Origin of the sequence: Alteromonas sp. 76-1 (assembly GCF_900654235.1) — a bacterium.
Taxonomy (GTDB): Bacteria; Pseudomonadota; Gammaproteobacteria; order Enterobacterales; family Alteromonadaceae; genus Alteromonas; species Alteromonas naphthalenivorans.
The window spans coordinates 403726-424961 of sequence record NZ_LR136958.1; the positions used below are offsets into that span (position 1 = coordinate 403726).

Annotated in this window: 15 protein-coding genes; 8 read left to right on the top strand and 7 right to left on the bottom strand. The window is 42.7% G+C overall.

Going from position 1 to position 21236, the window contains the following annotated elements; genetic code table 11:
• Positions 1-20: 20 nt before the first annotated feature.
• The 3 genes from ALT761_RS01645 to ALT761_RS01655 form a co-directional block, all read right to left on the bottom strand.
• Positions 21-701 carry a haloacid dehalogenase type II gene (locus ALT761_RS01645; protein WP_129735899.1) on the bottom strand — a complete coding sequence of 227 codons (681 nt, stop codon included), beginning with the start codon at positions 699-701 and terminating at the stop codon, positions 21-23.
• A 17-nt stretch (positions 702-718) separates the two neighbouring features.
• Entirely contained in the window at positions 719-1603 is an 885-nt protein-coding gene (gene htpX / locus ALT761_RS01650; protein WP_129735901.1) for a protease HtpX, read from the bottom strand.
• A 190-nt stretch (positions 1604-1793) separates the two neighbouring features.
• Positions 1794-4055 carry a TonB-dependent receptor gene (locus ALT761_RS01655; protein ID WP_129735903.1) on the bottom strand — a complete coding sequence of 754 codons (2262 nt, stop codon included), beginning with the start codon at positions 4053-4055 and terminating at the stop codon, positions 1794-1796.
• A gap of 311 nt (positions 4056-4366) precedes the next feature.
• Between ALT761_RS01655 and ALT761_RS01660 the strand changes: the two genes are divergently transcribed.
• From ALT761_RS01660 to treF, 3 genes are all read left to right on the top strand, one after another.
• Positions 4367-5389 (top strand): LacI family DNA-binding transcriptional regulator, encoded by a 1023-nt coding sequence (locus tag ALT761_RS01660; RefSeq protein ID WP_013785764.1) that lies wholly within the window; start codon positions 4367-4369, stop codon positions 5387-5389.
• 111 nt (positions 5390-5500) lie between these two features.
• Positions 5501-6739 (top strand): MFS transporter, encoded by a 1239-nt coding sequence (locus ALT761_RS01665; RefSeq protein WP_172602834.1) that lies wholly within the window; start codon positions 5501-5503, stop codon positions 6737-6739.
• Between the two features lies 1 nt (position 6740).
• Complete coding sequence (gene treF, locus ALT761_RS01670; protein ID WP_129735905.1) at positions 6741-8246, top strand: alpha,alpha-trehalase TreF; 1506 nt, start codon at positions 6741-6743, stop codon at positions 8244-8246.
• Between the two features lie 156 nt (positions 8247-8402).
• On the opposite strand, the gene ALT761_RS01675 is transcribed toward treF, so the two are convergent.
• Positions 8403-9281: a DMT family transporter gene (locus tag ALT761_RS01675; protein ID WP_129735907.1), complete on the bottom strand. Its 879-nt coding sequence runs from the start codon at positions 9279-9281 to the stop codon at positions 8403-8405.
• A 209-nt stretch (positions 9282-9490) separates the two neighbouring features.
• Between ALT761_RS01675 and ALT761_RS01680 the strand changes: the two genes are divergently transcribed.
• From ALT761_RS01680 to ALT761_RS01700, 4 genes are all read left to right on the top strand, one after another.
• A complete protein-coding gene (locus ALT761_RS01680) occupies positions 9491-9994 on the top strand; it encodes an HAD family hydrolase (protein WP_129735908.1) in 504 nt (167 codons plus the stop codon).
• Positions 9995-10237: 243 nt separating this feature from the next.
• Positions 10238-14143, top strand: coding sequence for a hybrid sensor histidine kinase/response regulator transcription factor (locus tag ALT761_RS01690; protein ID WP_129735912.1), 3906 nt, complete (start codon positions 10238-10240; stop codon positions 14141-14143).
• Positions 14144-14960: 817 nt separating this feature from the next.
• Positions 14961-15128 (top strand): helix-turn-helix domain-containing protein, encoded by a 168-nt coding sequence (locus ALT761_RS20925; protein WP_129740540.1) that lies wholly within the window; start codon positions 14961-14963, stop codon positions 15126-15128.
• Positions 15129-15626: 498 nt separating this feature from the next.
• On the top strand, positions 15627-17252 hold the full coding sequence (locus ALT761_RS01700) for a polysaccharide lyase family 7 protein (RefSeq protein WP_129735913.1): 1626 nt from the start codon (positions 15627-15629) through the stop codon (positions 17250-17252).
• Between the two features lie 58 nt (positions 17253-17310).
• Here ALT761_RS01700 and ALT761_RS01705 read toward each other — a convergent pair whose 3' ends face one another.
• From ALT761_RS01705 to ALT761_RS01715, 3 genes are all read right to left on the bottom strand, one after another.
• Positions 17311-17634 carry a DUF3392 family protein gene (locus tag ALT761_RS01705; RefSeq protein ID WP_126872998.1) on the bottom strand — a complete coding sequence of 108 codons (324 nt, stop codon included), beginning with the start codon at positions 17632-17634 and terminating at the stop codon, positions 17311-17313.
• A 142-nt stretch (positions 17635-17776) separates the two neighbouring features.
• Positions 17777-18652, bottom strand: a complete 876-nt coding sequence (locus ALT761_RS01710; protein ID WP_129735915.1) for a sugar phosphate isomerase/epimerase family protein — start codon at positions 18650-18652, stop codon at positions 17777-17779.
• A 31-nt stretch (positions 18653-18683) separates the two neighbouring features.
• Positions 18684-19691, bottom strand: a complete 1008-nt coding sequence (locus ALT761_RS01715; RefSeq protein WP_129735917.1) for a LacI family DNA-binding transcriptional regulator — start codon at positions 19689-19691, stop codon at positions 18684-18686.
• A 378-nt stretch (positions 19692-20069) separates the two neighbouring features.
• Between ALT761_RS01715 and ALT761_RS01720 the strand changes: the two genes are divergently transcribed.
• Positions 20070-21233 (top strand): Gfo/Idh/MocA family protein, encoded by a 1164-nt coding sequence (locus ALT761_RS01720; protein ID WP_129740541.1) that lies wholly within the window; start codon positions 20070-20072, stop codon positions 21231-21233.
• Positions 21234-21236 lie beyond the last annotated feature (3 nt).

A 21236-nucleotide genomic window follows, 5' to 3' on the forward strand; every position in this document is an offset into this window, starting at 1 on the left:
CTTTATATACCAAGGGTGCTTTATGCGCCCTTTTTCATTTCTTGCTCAAGCCCAGTTAAACTTTCTACGTTCAAGTCGGGTGCAAGCCCCAACGGATACATCATTTTGCCAGGTCTGTTTACAAACGTGGTTTGCATACCTATGGCCTTTGCACCACTCACATCCCACCCATGTGCCGCTACCATCATGGCATCTTCTGGCTCAACGCCAACTTCTTTGCACGCCCAGCGATACACATCGGGGTAGGGCTTATACGTTTTAATTTTTTCTGTGCTCAGTACATGCGAAAAGCATTCACTGATGCCTGCAAATTCCAGTTGCGCTTTTAGTCCTTCAATAGAGGAGTTAGATAGCGCCACTAACGGCACGTTTAATGACTGAAGCTTTGAAAGTGTCGGCTTCACATCATCATGCGCTGGAAGCTTGGTAATGTGGCTCTTTATGGCATTAAGGGCTTCGTCTTCAGATACGCTAAAACCTTTACTATGCGCCACCATCACCAAGGCAGCTGCCCCAATATTGATAAAATCATGAAATTGGTTAGAAGCTATATCGACAAGCGAGTGATGCAAAAGGTTGGCGAACCACAAATCGACCAAGTCTTCATTGCCACCGAGTAATGGCGCTAAACCATGCTTCATTTCTGCCATATCAAGCAAGGTTTCGTTAATGTCGAAAAAAATCGCTTTAGGTGCTGTCATAGTGGTAACTCCCTTTATTATTGCGCTTTCGCGCGACGTCTAAGCACATCTATACGTTTATCTAAGGGCGGGTGGCTCATAAATAATTCTGAAAATGCCGACTTACCCGAAATGCCAAAGGCCATCATGGTGCCATCTAACTGACTTTCACTGTTCGATTTTAAACGCGTTAACGCCGCTATCATTTTTTGTCTGCCCACTAATTTGGCTGAGCCTGCATCGGCCCGGTATTCACGCTGACGAGAAAACCACATCACAATAATGCTAGCCAAAATGCCAAACAGCATTTCAAGTACAAACACAATGCCGTAATAAGCAAAGCCGCCTAATGCACTGCTTCCGTTATTACTGCCACGAGCAGCATTAGAGATAGCACCGGCAATTACGCGCGCTAAAAAGATAACGAAGGTATTCACAACCCCTTGAATTAACGTAAGGGTAACCATGTCGCCATTGGCAATGTGTGATACTTCGTGGGCAAGCACCGCTTCCGCTTCATCTTCGCTCATACCATTTAATAAGCCACTGCTTACGGCAACTAAGGCATTGTTCTTATTCATGCCGGTTGCAAAGGCGTTTATTTCAGGGGAGTCGTAAATTGCTACCTCTGGCATGCCAATACCCGCCTTTTTAGCTTGGGCAGAGACCATATTAATTAACCAGTGTTCAGTTGGGGTGGTGGGGTTATCAATCACCTGGGCACCCGTACTTCGTTTGGCAATCCATTTCGACATGGCTAATGAAATAAGCGCACCGCCAAAACCAAATACCGCAGAGAAAACTAATAGCCCAGTAATACTGCGGTTATCAATACCAAAAGCAGCAAACACAATATTCAGCACAATACCTAGCACTAACACTACGGCTAAGTTGGTAACAAGGAATAAGAAAACCCGTTTCATATAATGTCTCTATCTTGAGGTAAAAGGTTAAGGTAAAAATTATGGCAAAACGTTATGGCAAAGTGCCCAGCAAAAGAACCAGTACAACAATTACATTATGGTGGCGAAATATGGCGCTTCAAAGAGGGAGGCAATAAAAAAGCCGATGAAATGATCACCGGCTTTGGATTGGTAGCTTATAGTCTGTTAATCAAAAGAACAGATAAGATACGCTTAGTTTAATACTTCTTGGCATGATATAACGGCCATTAGGCGAATCTGGGTTTCTTGGGTCGCCCTCGGTAATGCCTTGCTCATCAGTTAAGTTATCGATAGATAGTTGAACACTAAGTGCATCCGTAGGCTCAAGAGTCATGCCTACATCAACTTTTTCATACCCTTCTAAAATTACCGTATTTTCGTTGTCGCCAAAGCGGTCATCAACTGCTGAAAAGGTACCATATACAGTGGCGTACATATCGCCCACATCGAAACCATAGCTAGGTGTCATACGCACTTGCCAGCCTGGCTGACGTTGGGCTTCGTTGCCTTCGTTGGTAGCGCTAGCAGTAATTTCGGTTTCTTGTAGTGTTGCATTTACACTAAGTGAGAAACCTGAGTCGTTGTTGTACTTCCCATCAAACTCGATACCGTATGCTTCATTCGTTAAAATTTCAGCTGGTGCACCTGGCAGGCGAACAAAGGTATCGCCTTTTACTTCGTTAGCAAACGCCGTAGCGAAAAACTGAATGTTGTCATTCATGTATTTATAGCCAAGTTCGCCTTGGGTAACTTCTTTAATTAAATCGTTACCACCAGTGTACGCTCCCCAGTTATCACGAAAGTCATCGAAATAAGGCATTTTGTAGCCACGGTTCATACGTACGAACACGCCGCTAAAATCATTAAGTGCGTAGTTAGCCCCTAATGTCCACGAAGTTTTGTTTTCGTCATACTCCAGTGCTTTAGTAATCACGCCATCAAGGCCCTCATCAACCGAGTAGCTTACTTCATGGTTTTCACGGCGTAGCCCTAAGTCGATGCTTAAATCTTCAGTGGCGTAATAGGTGCTGGTAGCATAAAGTGCAAATGTACTGGCATCACCAACGGAGTTTATATCGTAACTCCAGCCGCAGCCTTCCGCACTGCTATTACAAGCAATTCCGTCTAGCATTTCGCCGCCAGGTACTAGTGCATAATACGCTTGGTTACCAATACTCCACCAATCTTCTGCTTTAGTAGTTGCGCTATAAATACCAAAAGAGGTATCGAAGTTGTCCCACGATTTAGATACGGCTAAGTCGTTAGTGAAAGACTCAACATCTTTTAGCACAACCCAACGGCCGATTTGTTGAATGGGGGTGTCGCCATCGTAGGTGTTTCCAGTGACTGCACCCGTTGCGCTTTCTCCGTTATCAGCAACTTCAGCCACGGTTATTGCTGAACCATCTGGCACTAAACCAAAGGTGTTTGCATCCCCTTTAGTCAGGTTAAAACGGTCAACCAAATGCCAGCCGCCACCTAGCTCAAGCTTTAAGCTACCACCACTAACATGACCATCCCAGCCTCGCCCATCACCAAAGTCAAAAGACTCAGAAGTAGCATTTTCAGGTCCGTAGTTGATTGTAGCTTGACGGTTCAACGGGCCTATTTGGGTATAATTAGCATCAATGCCATCTACGTTTAACGGCGTAGGCAAATACCAAGTGCCATGATCGTCAGTTTGGCGTGTATAAAGGTTTAGCTCACCTTTATCAAAAATTTTTGTTAGATTAACAGTGAATTGGTTGCCCTCTTCAGAGCTAAACCCAGCATCGCGAATACCATCAGAGCTTTTTACGTAACCGCCTACCATGTAGTAAAGGTCGTCGGCTAGTGCACCGCTAAGTACAAGATCAACGCGATTCAAGCCATAATCTGATACTGTGTATTTCACACTGGCTTCAGTATCTTCACCGCCGCGTTTTAAGCGAAAGTTGGTGGTTAAACCGGGTTGGCCGTTACTCACTACCGGGTTAGGGCCACCACGTAAGCCTTCAACCATTTCAATGGTGTCATCAATTCTAAACATCTGAGAGTTTTCTAAGAACGATAAAGTTGAAGCTGGGTAAATAGGCGAACCTTCCAGTGAAATGGTAAGGAAAGGTGCATCACCGCCACCTGGGAACCCTCGAACAAATACATTCGCGCCTGACTCACCGCCAGAGCTTTCTACCCAAACACCTGGTATGGCTTTGAATAAATCGGCTGTAGATTTTGGTGCTAGTTTTTCAATATCGCTGGCATCAATATTCGTAACAGCGAAGCTTGCATCAATTTTTCTTATCCCTGCGCCGCCTGGCGTTCCACTTACTACAATAACTTCAGTGTTTTCTGCAGTAGCTTGTTTTGTTTCTTCTTGTGCAAAGGCCGTTTGGGTTAACGCTAAAGAAATTGCAGTGGCTAGCATTCCTTTTGTGAACAACGTTTTCATGGTGTGTGCTCCTGAAAATAATTTTTGGGCGTTGTTAACCGAATGCGTGGAACAGGTTAAAAAATTGTCACTCGCTTCGGGAATGAGCAACAAAATAGATCTGTTTGCAAACGATTGCAAGAGTAAAATACAATCGATTGCAAAATAATTGTATAAGCATGTTAACATTTGTTTGCAAAGTGGTTTGGTGCTGAATTGGGATGAGTAGAAGTAAATAACCTGAGATTCAGAGACTTATACCATCGCACGCAGAGCATAGGCTTTTTGTGTATTTCTAGGTATAGTTTGAAAAAAAGAGAGAGCTAAATAACTTGAGTTCAGAAACAAAATTAACGTTGGCTAAGCTGGCAAAGCTTGCAGGGGTTTCAACCTCTACAGCATCTAGAGCGCTTAAAGATAACCCGCTGATAAAGCAGGAAACGCGAAATAAAGTGCAGGCATTGGCAAAAGAATACAATTACAGTGTAAATGCCGCTGCAAGTAGGCTACGTACGCAGAAAACTCATGTTATTGCGGTAATCCTCAACCTTATCGATCATACCGAGCAAAGCACCACAGACCCCTTTTTACTGAAACTGGTAGGTGAACTGAACCAAGCATTGAATGCCAAGGGCTACGAGTTATTGCTATCAAATTCTTTTATGGCGTCTGACGATTGGGCCAACTACTTCATTCATAGTCAGCGCGCTGATGGAATGATTGTAATCGGGCAAGGGAAGTCGACTAAGAAGATTGACCGCGCTGCAGAAGCTGGTGTACCCCTTGTGGTATGGGGCGATCCAAAAAGCGAGGCTCGCTATCCCATAGTCGGTGGTGATAATTATCAAGGTGGTTTTGAAGCCGCCACCCACTTGCTGCAAAAAGGCGCTAAACGCGTGTTGTTCTTAGGTGATGCAGAGCATGCCGAGATGCAAGAGCGTTATAGAGGCTACTTGCAAGCGCATCAAGACGCTAATATTCCAGTGAGTGAAGACTGCACTTGCACTATTGATATAACCTCAAAAGCGGCGTACGAGTATATAAATCAAAGAGTAAAAGCGAACGGCTTAGATTTCGACGGTATCGTGTGTTCAAGCGACATGGTAGCGCTTGGTGCACTTAAAGCGTTGAAAGAGCGCTACGTGGGTATTCCTAGCGATGTAGGCATTGTGGGCTACGATGATATTTCGCTAGCTGAACTTATGCATCCGGCGTTAACAACCGTACGTCAAAACACTCAACAAGCTGCGTCGGCCATGGTAGAGCAACTACTTCTCCAATTTGAAGGCAAAGAAACCGCTAGTTATGTGGTAGATACCCAATTGGTGGTTCGTCGTTCAAGTAAACACGATTAACGCGGTCATAAATAAGCACCACTTAACAAATAACACGTCAATGCAAACGTTTGCATTTTTGTTTTTATCCGTCTACACTCCGGCTTAATTTAGTTAACAGAGTGTTTACACATGTCCAGATTGTTGATTATCGCTGCGATAGCCGTAAGCTATTATGTGTTTGCCATACTGCTAAACAGTGTGGGCACCGTTATTTTGCAATCGATAAACAGTTTCGATGTGTCGAAACCAGAAGCCAGCACCCTAGAAGGGTTTAAAGACTTATCCATTGCGCTGGTATCCTTTCTTGTTGCTAGCTTTATTCCTCGTATCGGCTACAAGGTTTCAATGCTATTCGGCCTTATTCTGGTGGCTACGCTTTGCGCTATTACGCCTAGTATTGGCAGCTTTTGGGTTATAAAACTCTTGTTCGCAGGCATAGGCACAGCCTTTGCGTTAGTGAAAGTGTCGGTGTACGCCATTATTGGTCAACTCTCTTCCAACACCAAAACGCATAGCTCTCTAATGAATACCATTGAAGGTATTTTTATGTTGGGTGTGCTTTCAGGATATTGGGTATTTGCAGCCTTCATCGACCCGACTAATGAAGCGTCTCTTTCATGGCTGAACGTGTATTACCTTATTGCCGCTCTAGTTGCCGTAACGATTTTATTGGTGCTAATGGCGCCGATTCAAAAACCAGAGGTAAACAAAGAAGTTGGGGTAGGGACGGCGTTTATCGATATGCTTAAACTTGCCTATAAACCCTTAGCACTCATCTTTATTATTTCCGTGTTTCTGTATGTATTGATTGAACAGGGCATAGGCTCTTGGTTACCTACATTTAACCGGGAAGTGTTAGGTTTGCCTACCCAAGTGAGTATTCAAATTACCAGTATTTTCGCCGTAGCGCTTGCCGTTGGCCGTTTATTGGCTGGTGTAGTGCTAGCAAGAGTAAGTTGGTATCCCTTTATGAATGCCTGTTTGGTAGGCATGGCTGCGGTGATGTTATTGAGCTTACCTTTAGCCGAAAAGGTAGACGAGAACCTTATTGCTAGCTGGGTAGATGCACCAATAGCGGCGTACCTTATTCCGCTTATTGGGCTTATGATGGCACCCATTTACCCTGTTATTAATTCTGTAATGTTAAGTGCATTGCCCAAGGTGCAACACGCCCCTATGACAGGCTTAATCGTGGTGTTCTCTGCCCTTGGCGGTACCACTGGCTCTATTATTACCGGCTATGTATTTGAAGCAATGGGTGGGCAACAAGCCTTTTACTTATCGCTTATTCCCATAGGTGCACTGCTTGTCACTCTGTTCTTTTTTAAACGAGCAACCTCTTCAATAGTGTTAAAGGATACCGCGTAACATGGCATTAACTACGAGTGGTTGGCGTAAGTGCCTGCCATTTTTTGAAAGCAATTTGTTTAAAGATGTGCAAAACGCGGCCTTGTTTCAAGACAGCAAGACCTTTGCCGATGCCATTGTATTAAGCGATTGGCAGACCGTAATAAATGAATACGAGCTGCAAAAATGTAACGAAGACTTTAGTTTATCCTCTTTCGTTGTCACTCATTTCCAAATGCCAGACATGGTGGCAAACAGTACAAATTTTACATTCAGTGCTGTACCAGACTATGTGCAACATATGTGGGATGTACTGACCCGTACGCCAGATGCAGAAAATATAGATAGCCTAATTAGCCTATCGCGACCTTACATAGTACCTGGCGGCAGATTTCGAGAAATTTATTACTGGGATAGTTACTTTACCGCATTAGGGTTAATTGATTCTGGAAAAGCTGACATGGTAATTAACATGTTGGAAAATTTCTTAGACATATTAGATGAAGTGGGCTGTATTCCAAATGGAAATCGAGCCTACTATTACACCCGAAGCCAGCCACCCGTGCTGGCGCTAATGTTCTCGTTAGTAGAGGAAAAGTTAAGTGAAACACAGCGTCAAAGGGCTATAGCAGGCATCGAAAAAGAATATGCTTTTTGGATGAATGGCGCGCAAAGCATAAGCGACACGCAAGACGCTAAGCAAGCAAGTGAACACCTAGTACGCATGCCTAGTGGTGCTTTACTTAATCGGTACTACGACAGCGAAGCCTCGCCACGACCAGAGTCGTACAGAGAAGACATTGAAACGGCCGAGCTGGTAGGCGCAAAATCAGTAGAGTTTTACCGCCATATAAGAGCCGCATGTGAATCAGGTTGGGATTTCAGTTCCCGTTGGCTTGCCGATGAAAACGCCCTGTCTAGTATTCGTACTACTGAAATAGTACCTGTTGACTTGAACGCACTGCTGTATTTTGTTGAAAGTACATTGGCGCGGGTTGGCACCGAAGCCAGCAAATACCGTGAGGCCGCTGTTAACCGAAAGCAGGCAATAAACACCTATTTGTGGAATGAAGATAAAGCCTGTTTTTACGATTACCATTACCCCAGTAATGCACAAACTACCGTGCTTTCAGCGGCTGCAACCGTACCTTTGTTTCTAGAACTTGCCACCGATGCACAGGCTATTGGGGTAAATGTTGCCCTTCAAACGCACTTGTTAGCACCCGGCGGAATAGTGACCACTGCAAATACCACTACCCAACAATGGGATTCACCCAATGGATGGGCACCTCTGCAATGGTTTGCGGTGAAAGGGTTACTAAATTACGGTTTTAATGATGAAGCTGACGATATTATTAAACGCTTTACGCAAACCATTGAAGATCATTTTGCGCGAACTGGCGTAATGCTAGAAAAGTATAACGTGTGCGAGCCTGACAAAACGGCAAGTGGCGGAGAGTACGAAGTTCAATTAGGATTCGGTTGGACTAACGGCGTTTATACTCGCTTTAAAACCATGCAAGGCTAAACGAAAAGCCGCTAGTTCCGTTATCATTGATTTGTAAATTTAAGATATAAAACAGGGTTAGCGGCACTAGTCGCAGTTTACATCTAATGCTGACTGCAAAGGCGCTGGCTCCAAAAAGCATTAGCTATACACTGAATGCGAAAACGCCTTCTTGTACTACAAGGGCGTACCGAAGCTTACCAAAATACCCACACCCACCAACGCAATTACCGACCATATCAGCGTAGCCTTCGTGGCTTTTTCGCCCATAACCCAAGCAACGCCTAGCGACATTAACGCGCTGGTAGCGATTAAGGTTTGCACCACGGCAGCTTTCGCATAGGCAAACGCGAACATTTGCAGGTAAATAGCGGCGGTAGTGCCTAATAAGGTAGCCAGTACAAACGCAGGCCAAACCCGTTGATTGGTTGCTAATACTGGCATCCATTTAGTGCGGGTAATCACAATTAAGGGTACGACAAAAACCATACCGCCTACCAAGCGCAAGAAGGCCGCGCTGGCAGCGTCTATATCTCCACTACCTAGAATATCGCGGCTAACCACAGCGCCTACGGCCTGGCATAATGCCGCCCCCACACCATACATATAGCCTGAGGTTGCGAATACGTGCGTGGTATTTCGCTTACGGGCTTTTATCACCATGTCGACCGACAATAGCACCACGGCAATACCCACCCACTGCTGCCAGGTTATCCATTCACCAATAAACGCCATGGCAAAAAGGGCAGTAAACAAAGGCGCTAGGGTTTCGGCTACTAATACCGCTTGGCTATCACCAATAGATTTTAATGCTTTAAAAAAGCAGGTGTCGCCAATACCAATACCAATAAAGCCGCTTAATAACAGCCAAAGTACAGCGTTGGTTTCATAAGCATTTGGCTGCACTACCGCAATAACGACTGCCAAAATAGCAATAGAGATAAGGCCCTTCCAAAAATTCATGGTAAGAGGAGAAAACGCGTTGCCTGTGCCCCTAAACAAACGGGCGGCAATTGCCCAACAAAGTGCCGTTCCTAGTGCTGCGAATACACCCATTAGTAACCTATAAAATATGAAGCTTAGAAAAAAGAGCCGCTATGCTAAATGAAAGTGAATGCGTATGTTAGTAGATATTAAAGAATCCGAGTTCAGAAAATAAGTTAACTAACTAAAAGTTAACGGAAACACAGTCACGCTTGTGGCAATGTTATAGCACGAGGGCAAATAGCCTTGCCTACCTTAAACGTAATTAAAGAGTATAAAGAATGGATTTAAGCGGTATTAAAGGTGTTATTTTTGATTTAGATGGCACCTTAGTTGAGTCTAGCCTTAACTTCTCGCAAATGAGAGCAGATATAGGCTGCCCGCAAGATGAAGACATTCTTACGTTTATAGACAATATGGGGTGTGAACAAGAAAAAGCGAAAGCCAACCACACCATATTGCAACACGAACTAACCGACGCACAAAACGCGAAATGGCTACCTCTTGGTAAGCAAATGGTAAATAAGGTTTTAGAGAGTAACTTGCCCATAGCTATTGTTACACGCAACTGCCGAGAAGCCAGTGCCATTAAAATAGCCAATAACCGCATACCCATTGAGTTTGTACTTACCCGAGAAGATGCACCCGCCAAGCCCGACCCCACCGCACTATTACATATAGCCCAACACTGGCAGCTACAACCCGAAGACTGCCTGTATGTGGGTGATTTCATTTACGACCAATTAGCCGCCGAAAATGCCGGTATGCGGTGGTTGTTGGTGTAGTGAGTCTAGACCTATGCCTGGTGGGGTTGGATTTTCTGGACCATTGGGAAGGATAGTTTCATAGTCATGATAAACACAACATGAATAAAATGTCCCGCCATAGACTTTAGTATAATCTTGCTCGTTTAGCTCTTGAATGTTGGTTTTTTGTTCGATACTCATAGTGTTTCCTCTTATGGATTGCGTTGTTTTCATTTTGCTGAGAAAGCAACTAGATAATAAAAATAACTATGAGAAACAGCTATGAATATAGGGACATATCGATTTATTAAGCCACCTTTGAGGATTTTTGGCCTAGTTTTGCATATTTTTTTACTATCTTTACTTTCACCTCAAGTAACAGCAAATGAGATAAATTCATACGGAAAAAGAGCGTTTGCAGGCGTTCCTACTGGATTAATTAGAGATATTGAAGTCTCCGGTGATGTGGTATTTCTTGCGGCTGAAAATGGTGTTTTTAAGGTTATCGGTTCATACGCAGAGCGAATCCCGTTTAATCAAACAAGCGGCAATACGGGCATCATTTCGGACGTTTCGGTTTATGATGGTTACCTTTGGGTCGTTGAATATGGAGTTGGAGTATTTAAATACGATTTAAGCACAGGAAATTCTAAGAAATATTTACCTCATGTCCCAGAGCTCAATAAAGTTTGGAAGTTAGTTGTTTCGCAACAATTTATTGCTTTCTCTACTATTAATGGAATTCTAGTAATAGATAAAAATACCGGAAACTTAGCCGATTGGGCCGAAAATGTTTCCCCAGGAAAACTTGCTAAAGTTTACTCACTAGCAGGGCAGTCACAATCAAGAGTATTCGCTCAATCACAAAGTTACTTAATAGATATAAACATCAAGGATAAGAAAGTAGCCCTCACGCCCGTTAAAGACAACTTCAAAAAGTTATCAGAAATCACAGTTGTTAATGCTCACAAAGACAAGGTCTACGTTGGCGGCCCAGAAGGACTGTATACAACAGATGTCTCTCTTCAGCAGTTATCATTTATTCCTTTTGAGAACTCTACCTCATTCAGAAAACCGGTGGAGTATATTTATGTTTCTTCAACTAATGAGGTATGGATAGCGGCGGGAGGAATTTATAAGGTTTCAGAAGATATGATCAAAACATTAGATTGGATGATGCCAATGTTGAGCTCCGATTCTATTCAGTCAGTCATGTCAATAAGCGAAACTAAAGACAAGGAAATCCTTTTATCCTCCTCCCAAATAGGGATGGTCGCTTTAACGAATACTCAGACCTCAGTTAACTACCTTAGTCTGGGAGGATCTGTGTATGAGAAAAATATTGATGATGTTGGAGTGGATTCGTCAGATCTAATCTTTATAAAAGACTCAGAAGACACTTTTCGTATTACAGGTGATAACAGCACTCTCAGTGTCGTACAGAATGCCAAATTAGGGCAGTGCCTTAGTCGATACGAAGTATTGTTCGAAAAACTATATAGTAAATATATCAAAGAAATAGATTTCTGTAAGGGTAATTACAACCATGTAATTAGAGTAGATAACAAGTCATTCTACGCATATATAGAAACCTCAGATGGTTGGAAATATTTCTTATTTGATGATAATAAAATTTTGGACAGCTTCGACGCTCCTGCATTTGTAAGAGAGTCCATTGTATTGAGTCGTGGTGAAATTCTAGCCTATGATATTCATAGCACCATGCATTTTCAATTGTCGAAGTACAAGTGGAAAAGCCTCACTGCAAACGCTACTAATTTGCAAGGGATAACCTGCGTAATCGAGCTAGGAGACTTTTACCTAATTTGCACGTCAGGTAACGGCTTACGTCAAATTAATAGTGCTAATGGTGAAATTTCAAAATCCTCAATTTTTGGAGATCTTGACATCAGATTTATTAGGGGAGGATTTTTAAGTCAAGAAAAGAATTTATGGCTAGCGACTAATGTGGGGCTATTTATCTATGATACAGAGCGCGACATACTCTACGATTTAGATAGTAGTGATGGTGTGTTTGACTTAGATTTCGACTACAGAAATATCCATGGAGCACAAGGGCGAGTTATCGTTATTGGCGATAGGTTAGTCTACAACTTTGACGAAAGTAGATTAATAGAAAGCCTTAGAAATAATGAGCAAACTTTATCAAGAGCAACCATTTACAAAGCTGACTGGGAAGGGGAAGAACCCCACTCTTTAGATCCCGTTTATTTAGATTTTCCGCCTATTTTAGATAGTCACTATGGAACGCTAAGCTTCAGTGTCGCATCCAATAGCTACGTTGAAAGCTACAAACATAAACTAGAGTTTAGAATACTCGGTTATATTGAAGATTGGCAAACTCATAACGCATCAAGTATGAATTTGGCTATTTCTGATATTGGCTATGGTAATTTTGAATTGCAAGCTAGGGTACAGTCACCCCATAGTAATGTTGAAAACCCTATTAATTCCCTACATTTCAAAATTAATCCGCCATTCTATTTAAGTCGCTATGCCTACGTTCTGTATTCCATTCTTACGTTCCTCTGTTTATATTTGTACAGAAAAGGCTATCTAAAATTGTTGGCTTTAGCGATTATAAATACCTCTCTAGTACAGAAGGTATTAGGTAGGTACGGTGCTGAGCATAAGAATAAAATAGAAGCATTAGCGCAAAACAAAATTCGGCTTTTCAGCGATGTCTCGCACGAACTTCGCACGCCACTGCAACTCATTATGAGCGAGTTAGGTAATTCGAAGAAAAGTGAATTAGAGGAAGAAACGCTTAATATCTCGGCGTTAGTCCACAATGTTCAAAGAATGGAAAACTTATTAGATCAAGTGAACACGGTAGACAAACTGGGTACTTCAACGCTCGAAAACTTTAGGTTGTACTCTGTAGATGACATTAAAATTATAGCTTCAAGTTTAGACTCATTAGTGAAAACAAAGCGCCAAGTACTCGATGTGAATACGCGAGGGAGTGGCACTATTTCACTCTTAAAAGGTAGCTTAGAGTCGATTATTGGTAACCTCATTACTAACGCGGTTAAATTTACCGAAAACAATGGAGTAATTAAATTCTCTGCCGTTTTTGATGAAGATAATCTAACACTGAGTGTGAAAGATAATGGGAAAGGTATTGACGAATCTAACCATCAAGAAATTTTTAAACGTTACAAAAGAATAGATCCATCTCCCGAAGCAGCAGGCGAGGGAATTGGTTTGTCTTTAGTTAAAGAGTTGGTGGCTATGAACCAGGGCGAAATAGCTGTCGACAGTTCGCTGGGCAAAGGTACCAGGTTTATTGTGACTTTCCCCATAGATGATATACAGCTTTTAAATAGTCAAAACGTAGATGAAAGTATTGATAGTAACTGGGAAGACAAGCCAGCTATCTTGTTAGTGGATGATAGCCGCCAACTTCGTAATCATCTTTTTAAATTATTCTCTTCAACCTATAAATGCCTTGTGGCTAGAGACGGCAAGCAGGCTCTAGATATTCTACAGATTCACCAAGTTAACCTAGTTATAACCGATCTTATGATGCCGGTTATGGGGGGGCTGAACTTTGTGGAAAAATTGCGTGATACTGATGCCTTACAATATTTACCTATTATCGTTTTAACGGCAAAAGTAGATGATGAATCGAAAGAAAGGGCATTGCAGGCGAATGTCGACTGTTTGCTTACTAAGCCTATCGCAGATGAAGAATTAATACTTAGAGTCAGGCATCTTGTAGCATTGAAGCGTACCCCATCAAACAATCTCTCGTCGTCAGAAATGAATAAAAGCGAAGATAGCTGTATTTTATTGCCAGAACTTTCGTCAGAAAAAGATATGGCTTTTTACCTCAACTTTATCTCTGTTTTAGAAAAAAATTATCAAGATGAATATTTCACTAGAGATAAAGCTGCTGATTTATTACTAATAAGCCCCAGAAGTTTAAATCGAAAACTTTCAGAGCTATTCGACTACAACTTCAGCGAGTTTCTCTCGCGATTCAGAATCGACAAATCCAAAGCGCTACTAGCAGATGGTGCCTCAGTTATTTCGGTTGCTATAAGCGTAGGCTTTGCTGGGCCATCCTATTTCTCAACCACATTCAAACGTATTATGGGTATACCACCTAAACAGTATTCCAGCACATTAGTACAACCTCACAGTGCCGAAAAGCAGATCTAACCACCAGCAATTCCTCCTAGGAAAAGTGAGGTTGAAGCGCATACATTAATTTATTTAACTAATTTTGCATTAATTGGTAATGCATTTGGCTGTTTTATATCTTAATTTCTTAGATGGTTTTTGTTGGCAAGTCATGGTCGTGCGAAATAGACTCATTGAATAGTTCTTTTGAGGAAGGTATACCATTGAGTGAAAACGTCCCCCCAATTTATAACGCCCCATTTTCTCTAATTTATATAAGTTTAAGGCCCATCATGAATCGAAAAAACGCATATAGACATTACCCTAAAGTTTTAGGGGCTATGGTGCTATGGGCATTGGTAGTTTCCGTCGTTAAACTTATACCAATAGACTGGCTTAGAACAACATTGGTTGTATTAGCAACTGTTGTGACCTTTATCTATGGTTCTTTTTATATATCCAAAAATGACTAAACATAGATTTCAATCAACAAGTAATCATGGCTAGGGGTAATGTGTGCTATTAAAAGAATCGATTTTAAGTTTGAAAAAGTCGGTGTTATTTTCACTAATGGTCTTGTGGAGCGCGTTCTTCGGAATATCGGTTCTACTCAGTCAAGCTGATGCTACTATTTTTTGGATGAAATTGAACCAATTTATAGTTGTCGTACTTTCGTTCATTTATTCAATTTTCTTCATTCTCATTGCAACATCTTCAACCATACAAAATTTAGTTATTCAAAATACAAAACGAAATCAATTTGATGAAAAAGTATTTTATTTTACTTCCTTTGTCTCTTTTGCCTTTTCTGCAACGACATTTTTTTTGAGTTTACAAGCAAAGTAGGGCGTTCCAAATTAGTGGGGGCTTAGCAGATGGTGCCTCAGTTATTTCGGTTGCTATAAGCGTAGGCTTTGCTGGGCCATCCTATTTCTCAACCACATTCAAACGTATTATGGGTATACCACCTAAACAGTATTCCAGCACATTAGTACAACCTCACAGTGCCGAAAAGCCGATCTAACTACCAGCAATTCCTCCTAGGAAAAGTGAGATTAAAGCGCATACATTAATTTCTTTAACCAATTCTGCACTTATTGGTAATGTGTTTGGTTGTCATTTTTCATTTATTTTATCTAGTTTTCGCTTTGTTAACGATTCCATTCTGCTTAATTTGTTAATAAATTTATAAATAATTCTCATTTGTATTTTTTATTTGTTAAATCCGGGCATGGTAGCAATTTGTTGAATTATAAGTGTTTTTGTATTTTCGCTTTTAAATGGTAAGTAGCTTAAAGTCTTTTATCTTACCTTTTGGTAAGCTATTTGTTAAAAGGTTGTGTTGATCTTATTGGGTTTTTGGTCAATCATTTTACATGTGGGTTGGATCATTGGTATTACCGGTTTGGTAAGCTTGGATTCTGGCTCATATCGAAAATTGAATTTCGTTTTTAGTCGCAGCAAATCTCGCTGGGCTTATTTTAATTGGTTTACTAAAACCGTTAATTACAGGACAAATTGCATGAACATCAGCACACGTAAAACATCGCTCTCTTTTTTAATAGGCACCGCGCTTACCTTAGCAAGTACATCATTTGTACACGGGGCGTCGGTATCCATCGACAACCCAGGGTTTGAAAACGGGTTTGATGGCTGGGCCGATACCGACCCTTCCGCTGTCTCTGGGAATGCTTACGCAGGAAGCAGTTCAGCTAAAATTTCTGGCACTAACGGTAAAGTAGAGCAATACGTTGATGTTACCGCTAACACCGATTACACCTTGAAAGCTTACGTAAAAGGTATTGGTAAAATTGGTGCCGATGTAAACGGCACTCGCTTTAACAGAACCGGTGGTGGCAGCGATTTTGAACCTGTATCGGTAAGCTTTAATTCAGGCTCTGCTACTTCCGTTAAAATTTATGCAAACTATTATGGCGGGGAAGGGCGATTCGACAATTTCACGCTGGAAAGTGCTGGCTCTACAACACCTCCCGGTAATTCCACGTGTTCAGGGAATGACAACCTAAGCATTAGTACTGCAACCGACAATGGCACTAACGATGGGCATGGGCCGTTAAATACCATCGACAATGACTTAACTGACGAGTCCCGTTGGTCGTCCAACGGCACTGGCAAAACTATTACTTACGATTTAGGTGAAGTGGCTACGGTAAAAGCACTGCAAGTGAAATGGTTTAAGGGGAATACCCGAAGCTCGTTCTTCGATGTGCATACTTCTACCAATAACAGCAACTGGAACGCAGTGTTACTTTCAGGAGCGTCTAACGGTTCAAGTTCCGGTTATGAAACGCATGATGTTACCGATTCTGATGCGCGTTATGTTCGTATTACTGGGTTAGAGAATTCGGCGAATACCTGGAACAGCATTGTGGAAACCAACATTTATGGCTGTGGCGGTGATACTGACAACACGCCTGATCCAACGCCTACACCTACCCCAACTCCCGGCAATTTTGATATGAGTGATTGGGACATGGAAGGTGCCGATCCTCGTGTTGGCGACACGATGGAATTTGATGCCCTTCGTGAACAGCATGTTACGCCCAATGGTAATGGCTGGCGTCACGAGCTAAAAATTAAAGAAGAAAAACGGGTCGCAATGACCGCCGTGTTTGAAGACTTTCAAGCGAACATAAAAGTGGAAATGTCTGATGGTTCAAAGGCCATTGTTGCCCAGCATCATGCTAGTGACACAGGCACCATTATGAAATTATATGTTTCAGACACCAGTGAAACAGGCTTCACACCCACTAATGCTGGCGTAGAAAGTGACAGCGTTGCAAGCAACGGTATTTTCGATGTGTATGTTCGCCTTGCAAGAGAAGACGGTTCCGGTGAAGACAAGCAGTTATTAGGTACTATGGTAAGCGGCCAAAATTTCGATTTTAGAGTTATTAACGACCATGGTTATGTGACGGTTTCAGCGTTTGGCGAGTCTTTCTCTCGAACCATTGAAGACAGCACAGATTCTTACCTGAAATTTGGTAACTACTTACAAGCACAAGATCCTGAAACAAGAGAAGATGTAGACGACTCAGATGATTGGGCTGCGTTTTATGCCAGTGAAGGTATCACTGAAAGCCTTCTTACCTTTTCAAGCATTAGCTACATTCGTGATGAAGACTAATACCTAGTTAAATACACGATTAAAAAATAGAAGGGCGAAGCCAGTTGGCTTCGCTTTTTTATATATATCTTCTACGCTCGGCCAGAAACCCAATAAACATGAATGCAAATACAAAACCTGCACCTTGGTACTGCCAAGGCAGATAGGCAATAATGTGGTGCAGAAAAGGGGCACCATAAAGGGTTAATGCGCCATAACCAAAAGCACATAGCACTACAAAAAGGCTAACCCGAAGTATGAAATGATAGGGAGCTAAAATACGCTTTATATGACTATTAATAATATCGCCGTAAACCACTAAAATAGTGGCCATCAGCATGATGCTCATTTCAGCGTAATAAGGGCTTAACGTGCGGGATAAGGCACTGAACAGTTCGTTCATACTGCTTTACTCATGATAACGACACCTACAACATAAAGGTGGCGTTATCATAACGATATATACGGTTTTGCTAAAGCGCTTTGCTATAAAATACTTTGTTACACAGCCGTTTGATATATAGCGCTTTGTTACACGTACTTTGCTACAAAGTGCTGTTTAGCATACTTACCGCTTTGTAGCCTTGTTCGATGGTGGCAATGCGATCGCCGGTTTGATCCCGCTCCACAAATTTATGCTCAATTCCAGCCAGCTTTCCATTCGCAAAAATCGTTTCAAAGTCGATAACGCCGGTGCCCACATCGGCAAAACTACCGTCTGTCGCCATGTCTTTTACATGCCATAATTTAAAGCGTCCAGGGTATTGCTTAAAGTAATCTACGGGGTCTTTACCGGCTTTAACTGCCCAGTATAAATCTAGCTCCATAGACACTAAATTCGGGTCAGTTTCAGTAATCAGTACATCCAGTGGTATTTCATCATCACGTACTTCAAACTCGAAGTCATGATTGTGGTACGCAAGGGTAATATCGGCTTTGCTACACGCTTCGCCAATGGTGTTAAGTTTCTCAGCAAGCGCTTTGTAGGGCGCAATACCTTCGCCGCGCTGCGCTTCGCTAAGCCAAGGTACCACTAGGTATTTATGACCTACGGTTTGAGCATCTTCTAGCACTTGCTCTAAGTTATTATCGAAGTCATCTAGCTGAATGTGAGCAGACGGCGCCGTTAATCCTTCGCCTTCTAAAATAGTACTAATTTCTTTTGCGCTATGACCAAAGTAACCGGCGAATTCCAGTTCGTTGTAGCCCACCGCGCCCACTAACTTCAATGTAGCAGGTACGCTAACTTTCATGATGTCGCGAAGGGTATAAAGCTGCAGTCCAATACTGCTGCTGGCCATACCATTTAAAGACTTAGCCGTGTGTGAATGTGCAAGTACGCTGGGTATGGCGGCGCAACCTGCACCTATTGCCGCGGCTCGAATAAACTGCCTGCGGGTGAAGGTGGAAGTGGTAATCATAGCATTCTCCTTAACGCGCCATTATGCGCTGTTACACAATTCGGGCTGGGCCAGTACTGCCCCTAGCAATGAGTTCAAACGGCATAATAACTTTTGGTGCTTTACGAATTTTGCCGTTAATTACATCTATCAATAAGCTAACTGCCGTTCGGCCGAACTCTTCGGCTGGCTGGGCAATTGTGGTTAATGGTGGGTCGCAAAATGCCGAAAAGGCAATGTCATCAAATCCCGCGACTGAAATATCTTCAGGTATACGCAGGCCAGCTTGTTTTAATGCTTGCATAGCACCTATTGCGGTTTCATCGTTTTCACAAAATACCGCAGTGGGCTTGTCTGCTTGCTGGGCAATGGTTACACCGGCGTTATAGCCTGCTTGAAGCGTGAAGTCTCCGGGAAATAAGAGATTTTCATCGAAGGCAATATTGGCGTCGTTTAAAGCATCTTTATAGCCCGATAGTCTGTCTTGCGTAAGCGGGCTGGAGTGAGGGCCTTTTATCATGGCAATACGAGTATGGCCCAAGCCCAACAGGTGTTCGGTCATGGCTTTCGCTGCGGCACGGTTATCAAGCGACACTGTAGGGTAATTACCCTCATCAATTACTTCACAGGCATTTACCATAGGTAACAGGCCATTGTCGTTAATCATGCTGTTGTCGAATGGGTTTAACGCGCGTAATTGAATAAGTCCATCGGCCTGAGAGGTGCTAACCATTTTTGCGTAATGGCTTTCAATGTCAGGGTTACCTAATGTATTTGCCAGTAAAATGGAGTAGCCCAATTCGGCGGCCGTTTCTTGCATGCCGCTAATCACGCGCGCAAAAAATACATTCGCGACAGTAGGAACCAACACAACCAAGTTGTGGGTTTTTCCCGAACGAAACTTTACCGCCATTAAGTTGGGCTTGTAGCCCACAAGGTCTACTGCCGTCATTACTTTGGTACGGGTTTTCGGAGAAACGCGTTCGGGTTGTTGAAGTGCCCGAGACACTGTTGCTACCGAAACGCCAGCGCTATCAGCAACATCTCTAATATTTGCCATTTACTCGTGTCTTGTCTTTATTCACTTGTTTGCGAACCAATTGCATTAATGTAACCGATATCATTTGAGATTTAGAATACGGAACTTTCTTAAAAAATCCAGTGCTAAGTGTATATTTTTTGTAAATGGTTTTGAGGTCTTAATTCGTTTATTCACTATTTTAAGGGAAGATGCGCTTGTTTAAGGGCTGTTTAAGTTATTTTCTTAAACTTAAGTTTAACAAAAAACGCTCAAATACATTGACAGACAAAAATGTAATCCGTTACATTTTAAATATAGTTACAATAATGCAACAAGTTTGCAATGAGCAAGCTTGATACTGGTAACGTTTACTGGTTAAGCACTGCACCACAACAGGAGCTACGCAGCATGGCGAAAATGCAAAAAATAAGATTAGGAATGATTGGTGGTGGTGAAGGCGCATTTATTGGTGCGGTTCATCGCAACGCATTCGGGTTAGATGGCCAGTACGATTTGGTATGTGGAGCCTTTAGTCGCGACCCCAGCAACAATGAAAGCACGGCAGATAGTTTAGGTGTTGAACATAGCCGTACCTATGCCTCGTGGGAAGACATGCTAGAAAAAGAGGCTGCGCTTCCAGAGCAGCAACGCATGCAAGTGGTGTCTATTGTTACACCGAATCATTTACACGTACCTATTTCAGTGGCCGCAATAAAAGCGGGTTTTCATGTGTTCTGCGAAAAGCCTGCTGGTGTTGGCTTAGGCGAAGTAAAAGATTTACAAGACTTACTCCATAGTACCGACAGATTATATGGTCTAGCACACACCTACTTAGGCTATCCCATGGTGTGGCAAGCGCGCCACATGGTTCAAAGCGGCATACTAGGTAACATTCGTAAAGTGTTTGTTGAGTACCCACAAGGGTGGCTGTCGGCAAATGAAGAAACCCACAACAAACAGGCCAAATGGCGTACCGACCCAAGTTTAGCTGGCGGCAGCGGCTGTATGGGCGATATTGGCACACACGCTTTTGGGCTTGCTGAGTTTGTTTTAGATGATGCTATAACAGCCTTGTGTGGTCAGCTATACACGCACATCGAGGACAGACAGTTAGATGACGATGGCGCAGCGCTGATTAAAACCAAGAAGGGTGCTACTGGTGTGTTGATTGCCAGCCAAGTGTGCGCAGGTGAAGAAAACGCCTTAAAGATAAAAGTATATGGCGATAAAGGCGGATTAGAGTGGCATCAAATGGAACCGAACTCTGTGGTGTATCGCCCCATAGGCCAGCCATATCAAGTATTCCGTGCAGGGCTAGGACAACCCGGTTTATGCGACGAAGCTGTCAATCGTTGCCGCATTCCAGGTGGGCATCCCGAAGGTTACCTAGAAGCCATGGCGAATTTATATAACGACTTTGCCAACGCGGTTCGTAGCGAATCAGATCAAACAAGCAGTAAAGCAAGTGGTGTACCTGGCATTAATTCCGGTCTTCGAGGAATGGTGTTTATAGATGCCATGTTGGCTAGTAGTGAAAGTGATACTAAGTGGGAAACCGTCAGCCCAGTTGGTACAGAATAAGTG

Coding starts and splice junctions, on each gene's coding strand:
- ALT761_RS01645 (WP_129735899.1), bottom strand. CDS start 701: ATGACAGCACCTAAAGCGATTTTTTTCGACATTAACGAAACCTTGCTT.
- htpX (WP_129735901.1), bottom strand. CDS start 1,603: ATGAAACGGGTTTTCTTATTCCTTGTTACCAACTTAGCCGTAGTGTTA.
- ALT761_RS01655 (WP_129735903.1), bottom strand. CDS start 4,055: ATGAAAACGTTGTTCACAAAAGGAATGCTAGCCACTGCAATTTCTTTA.
- ALT761_RS01665 (WP_172602834.1), top strand. CDS start 5,501: ATGTCCAGATTGTTGATTATCGCTGCGATAGCCGTAAGCTATTATGTG.
- treF (WP_129735905.1), top strand. CDS start 6,741: ATGGCATTAACTACGAGTGGTTGGCGTAAGTGCCTGCCATTTTTTGAA.
- ALT761_RS01675 (WP_129735907.1), bottom strand. CDS start 9,281: ATGGGTGTATTCGCAGCACTAGGAACGGCACTTTGTTGGGCAATTGCC.
- ALT761_RS01680 (WP_129735908.1), top strand. CDS start 9,491: ATGGATTTAAGCGGTATTAAAGGTGTTATTTTTGATTTAGATGGCACC.
- ALT761_RS01690 (WP_129735912.1), top strand. CDS start 10,238: ATGAATATAGGGACATATCGATTTATTAAGCCACCTTTGAGGATTTTT.
- ALT761_RS01700 (WP_129735913.1), top strand. CDS start 15,627: ATGAACATCAGCACACGTAAAACATCGCTCTCTTTTTTAATAGGCACC.
- ALT761_RS01705 (WP_126872998.1), bottom strand. CDS start 17,634: ATGAACGAACTGTTCAGTGCCTTATCCCGCACGTTAAGCCCTTATTAC.
- ALT761_RS01710 (WP_129735915.1), bottom strand. CDS start 18,652: ATGATTACCACTTCCACCTTCACCCGCAGGCAGTTTATTCGAGCCGCG.
- ALT761_RS01715 (WP_129735917.1), bottom strand. CDS start 19,691: ATGGCAAATATTAGAGATGTTGCTGATAGCGCTGGCGTTTCGGTAGCA.
- ALT761_RS01720 (WP_129740541.1), top strand. CDS start 20,070: ATGCAAAAAATAAGATTAGGAATGATTGGTGGTGGTGAAGGCGCATTT.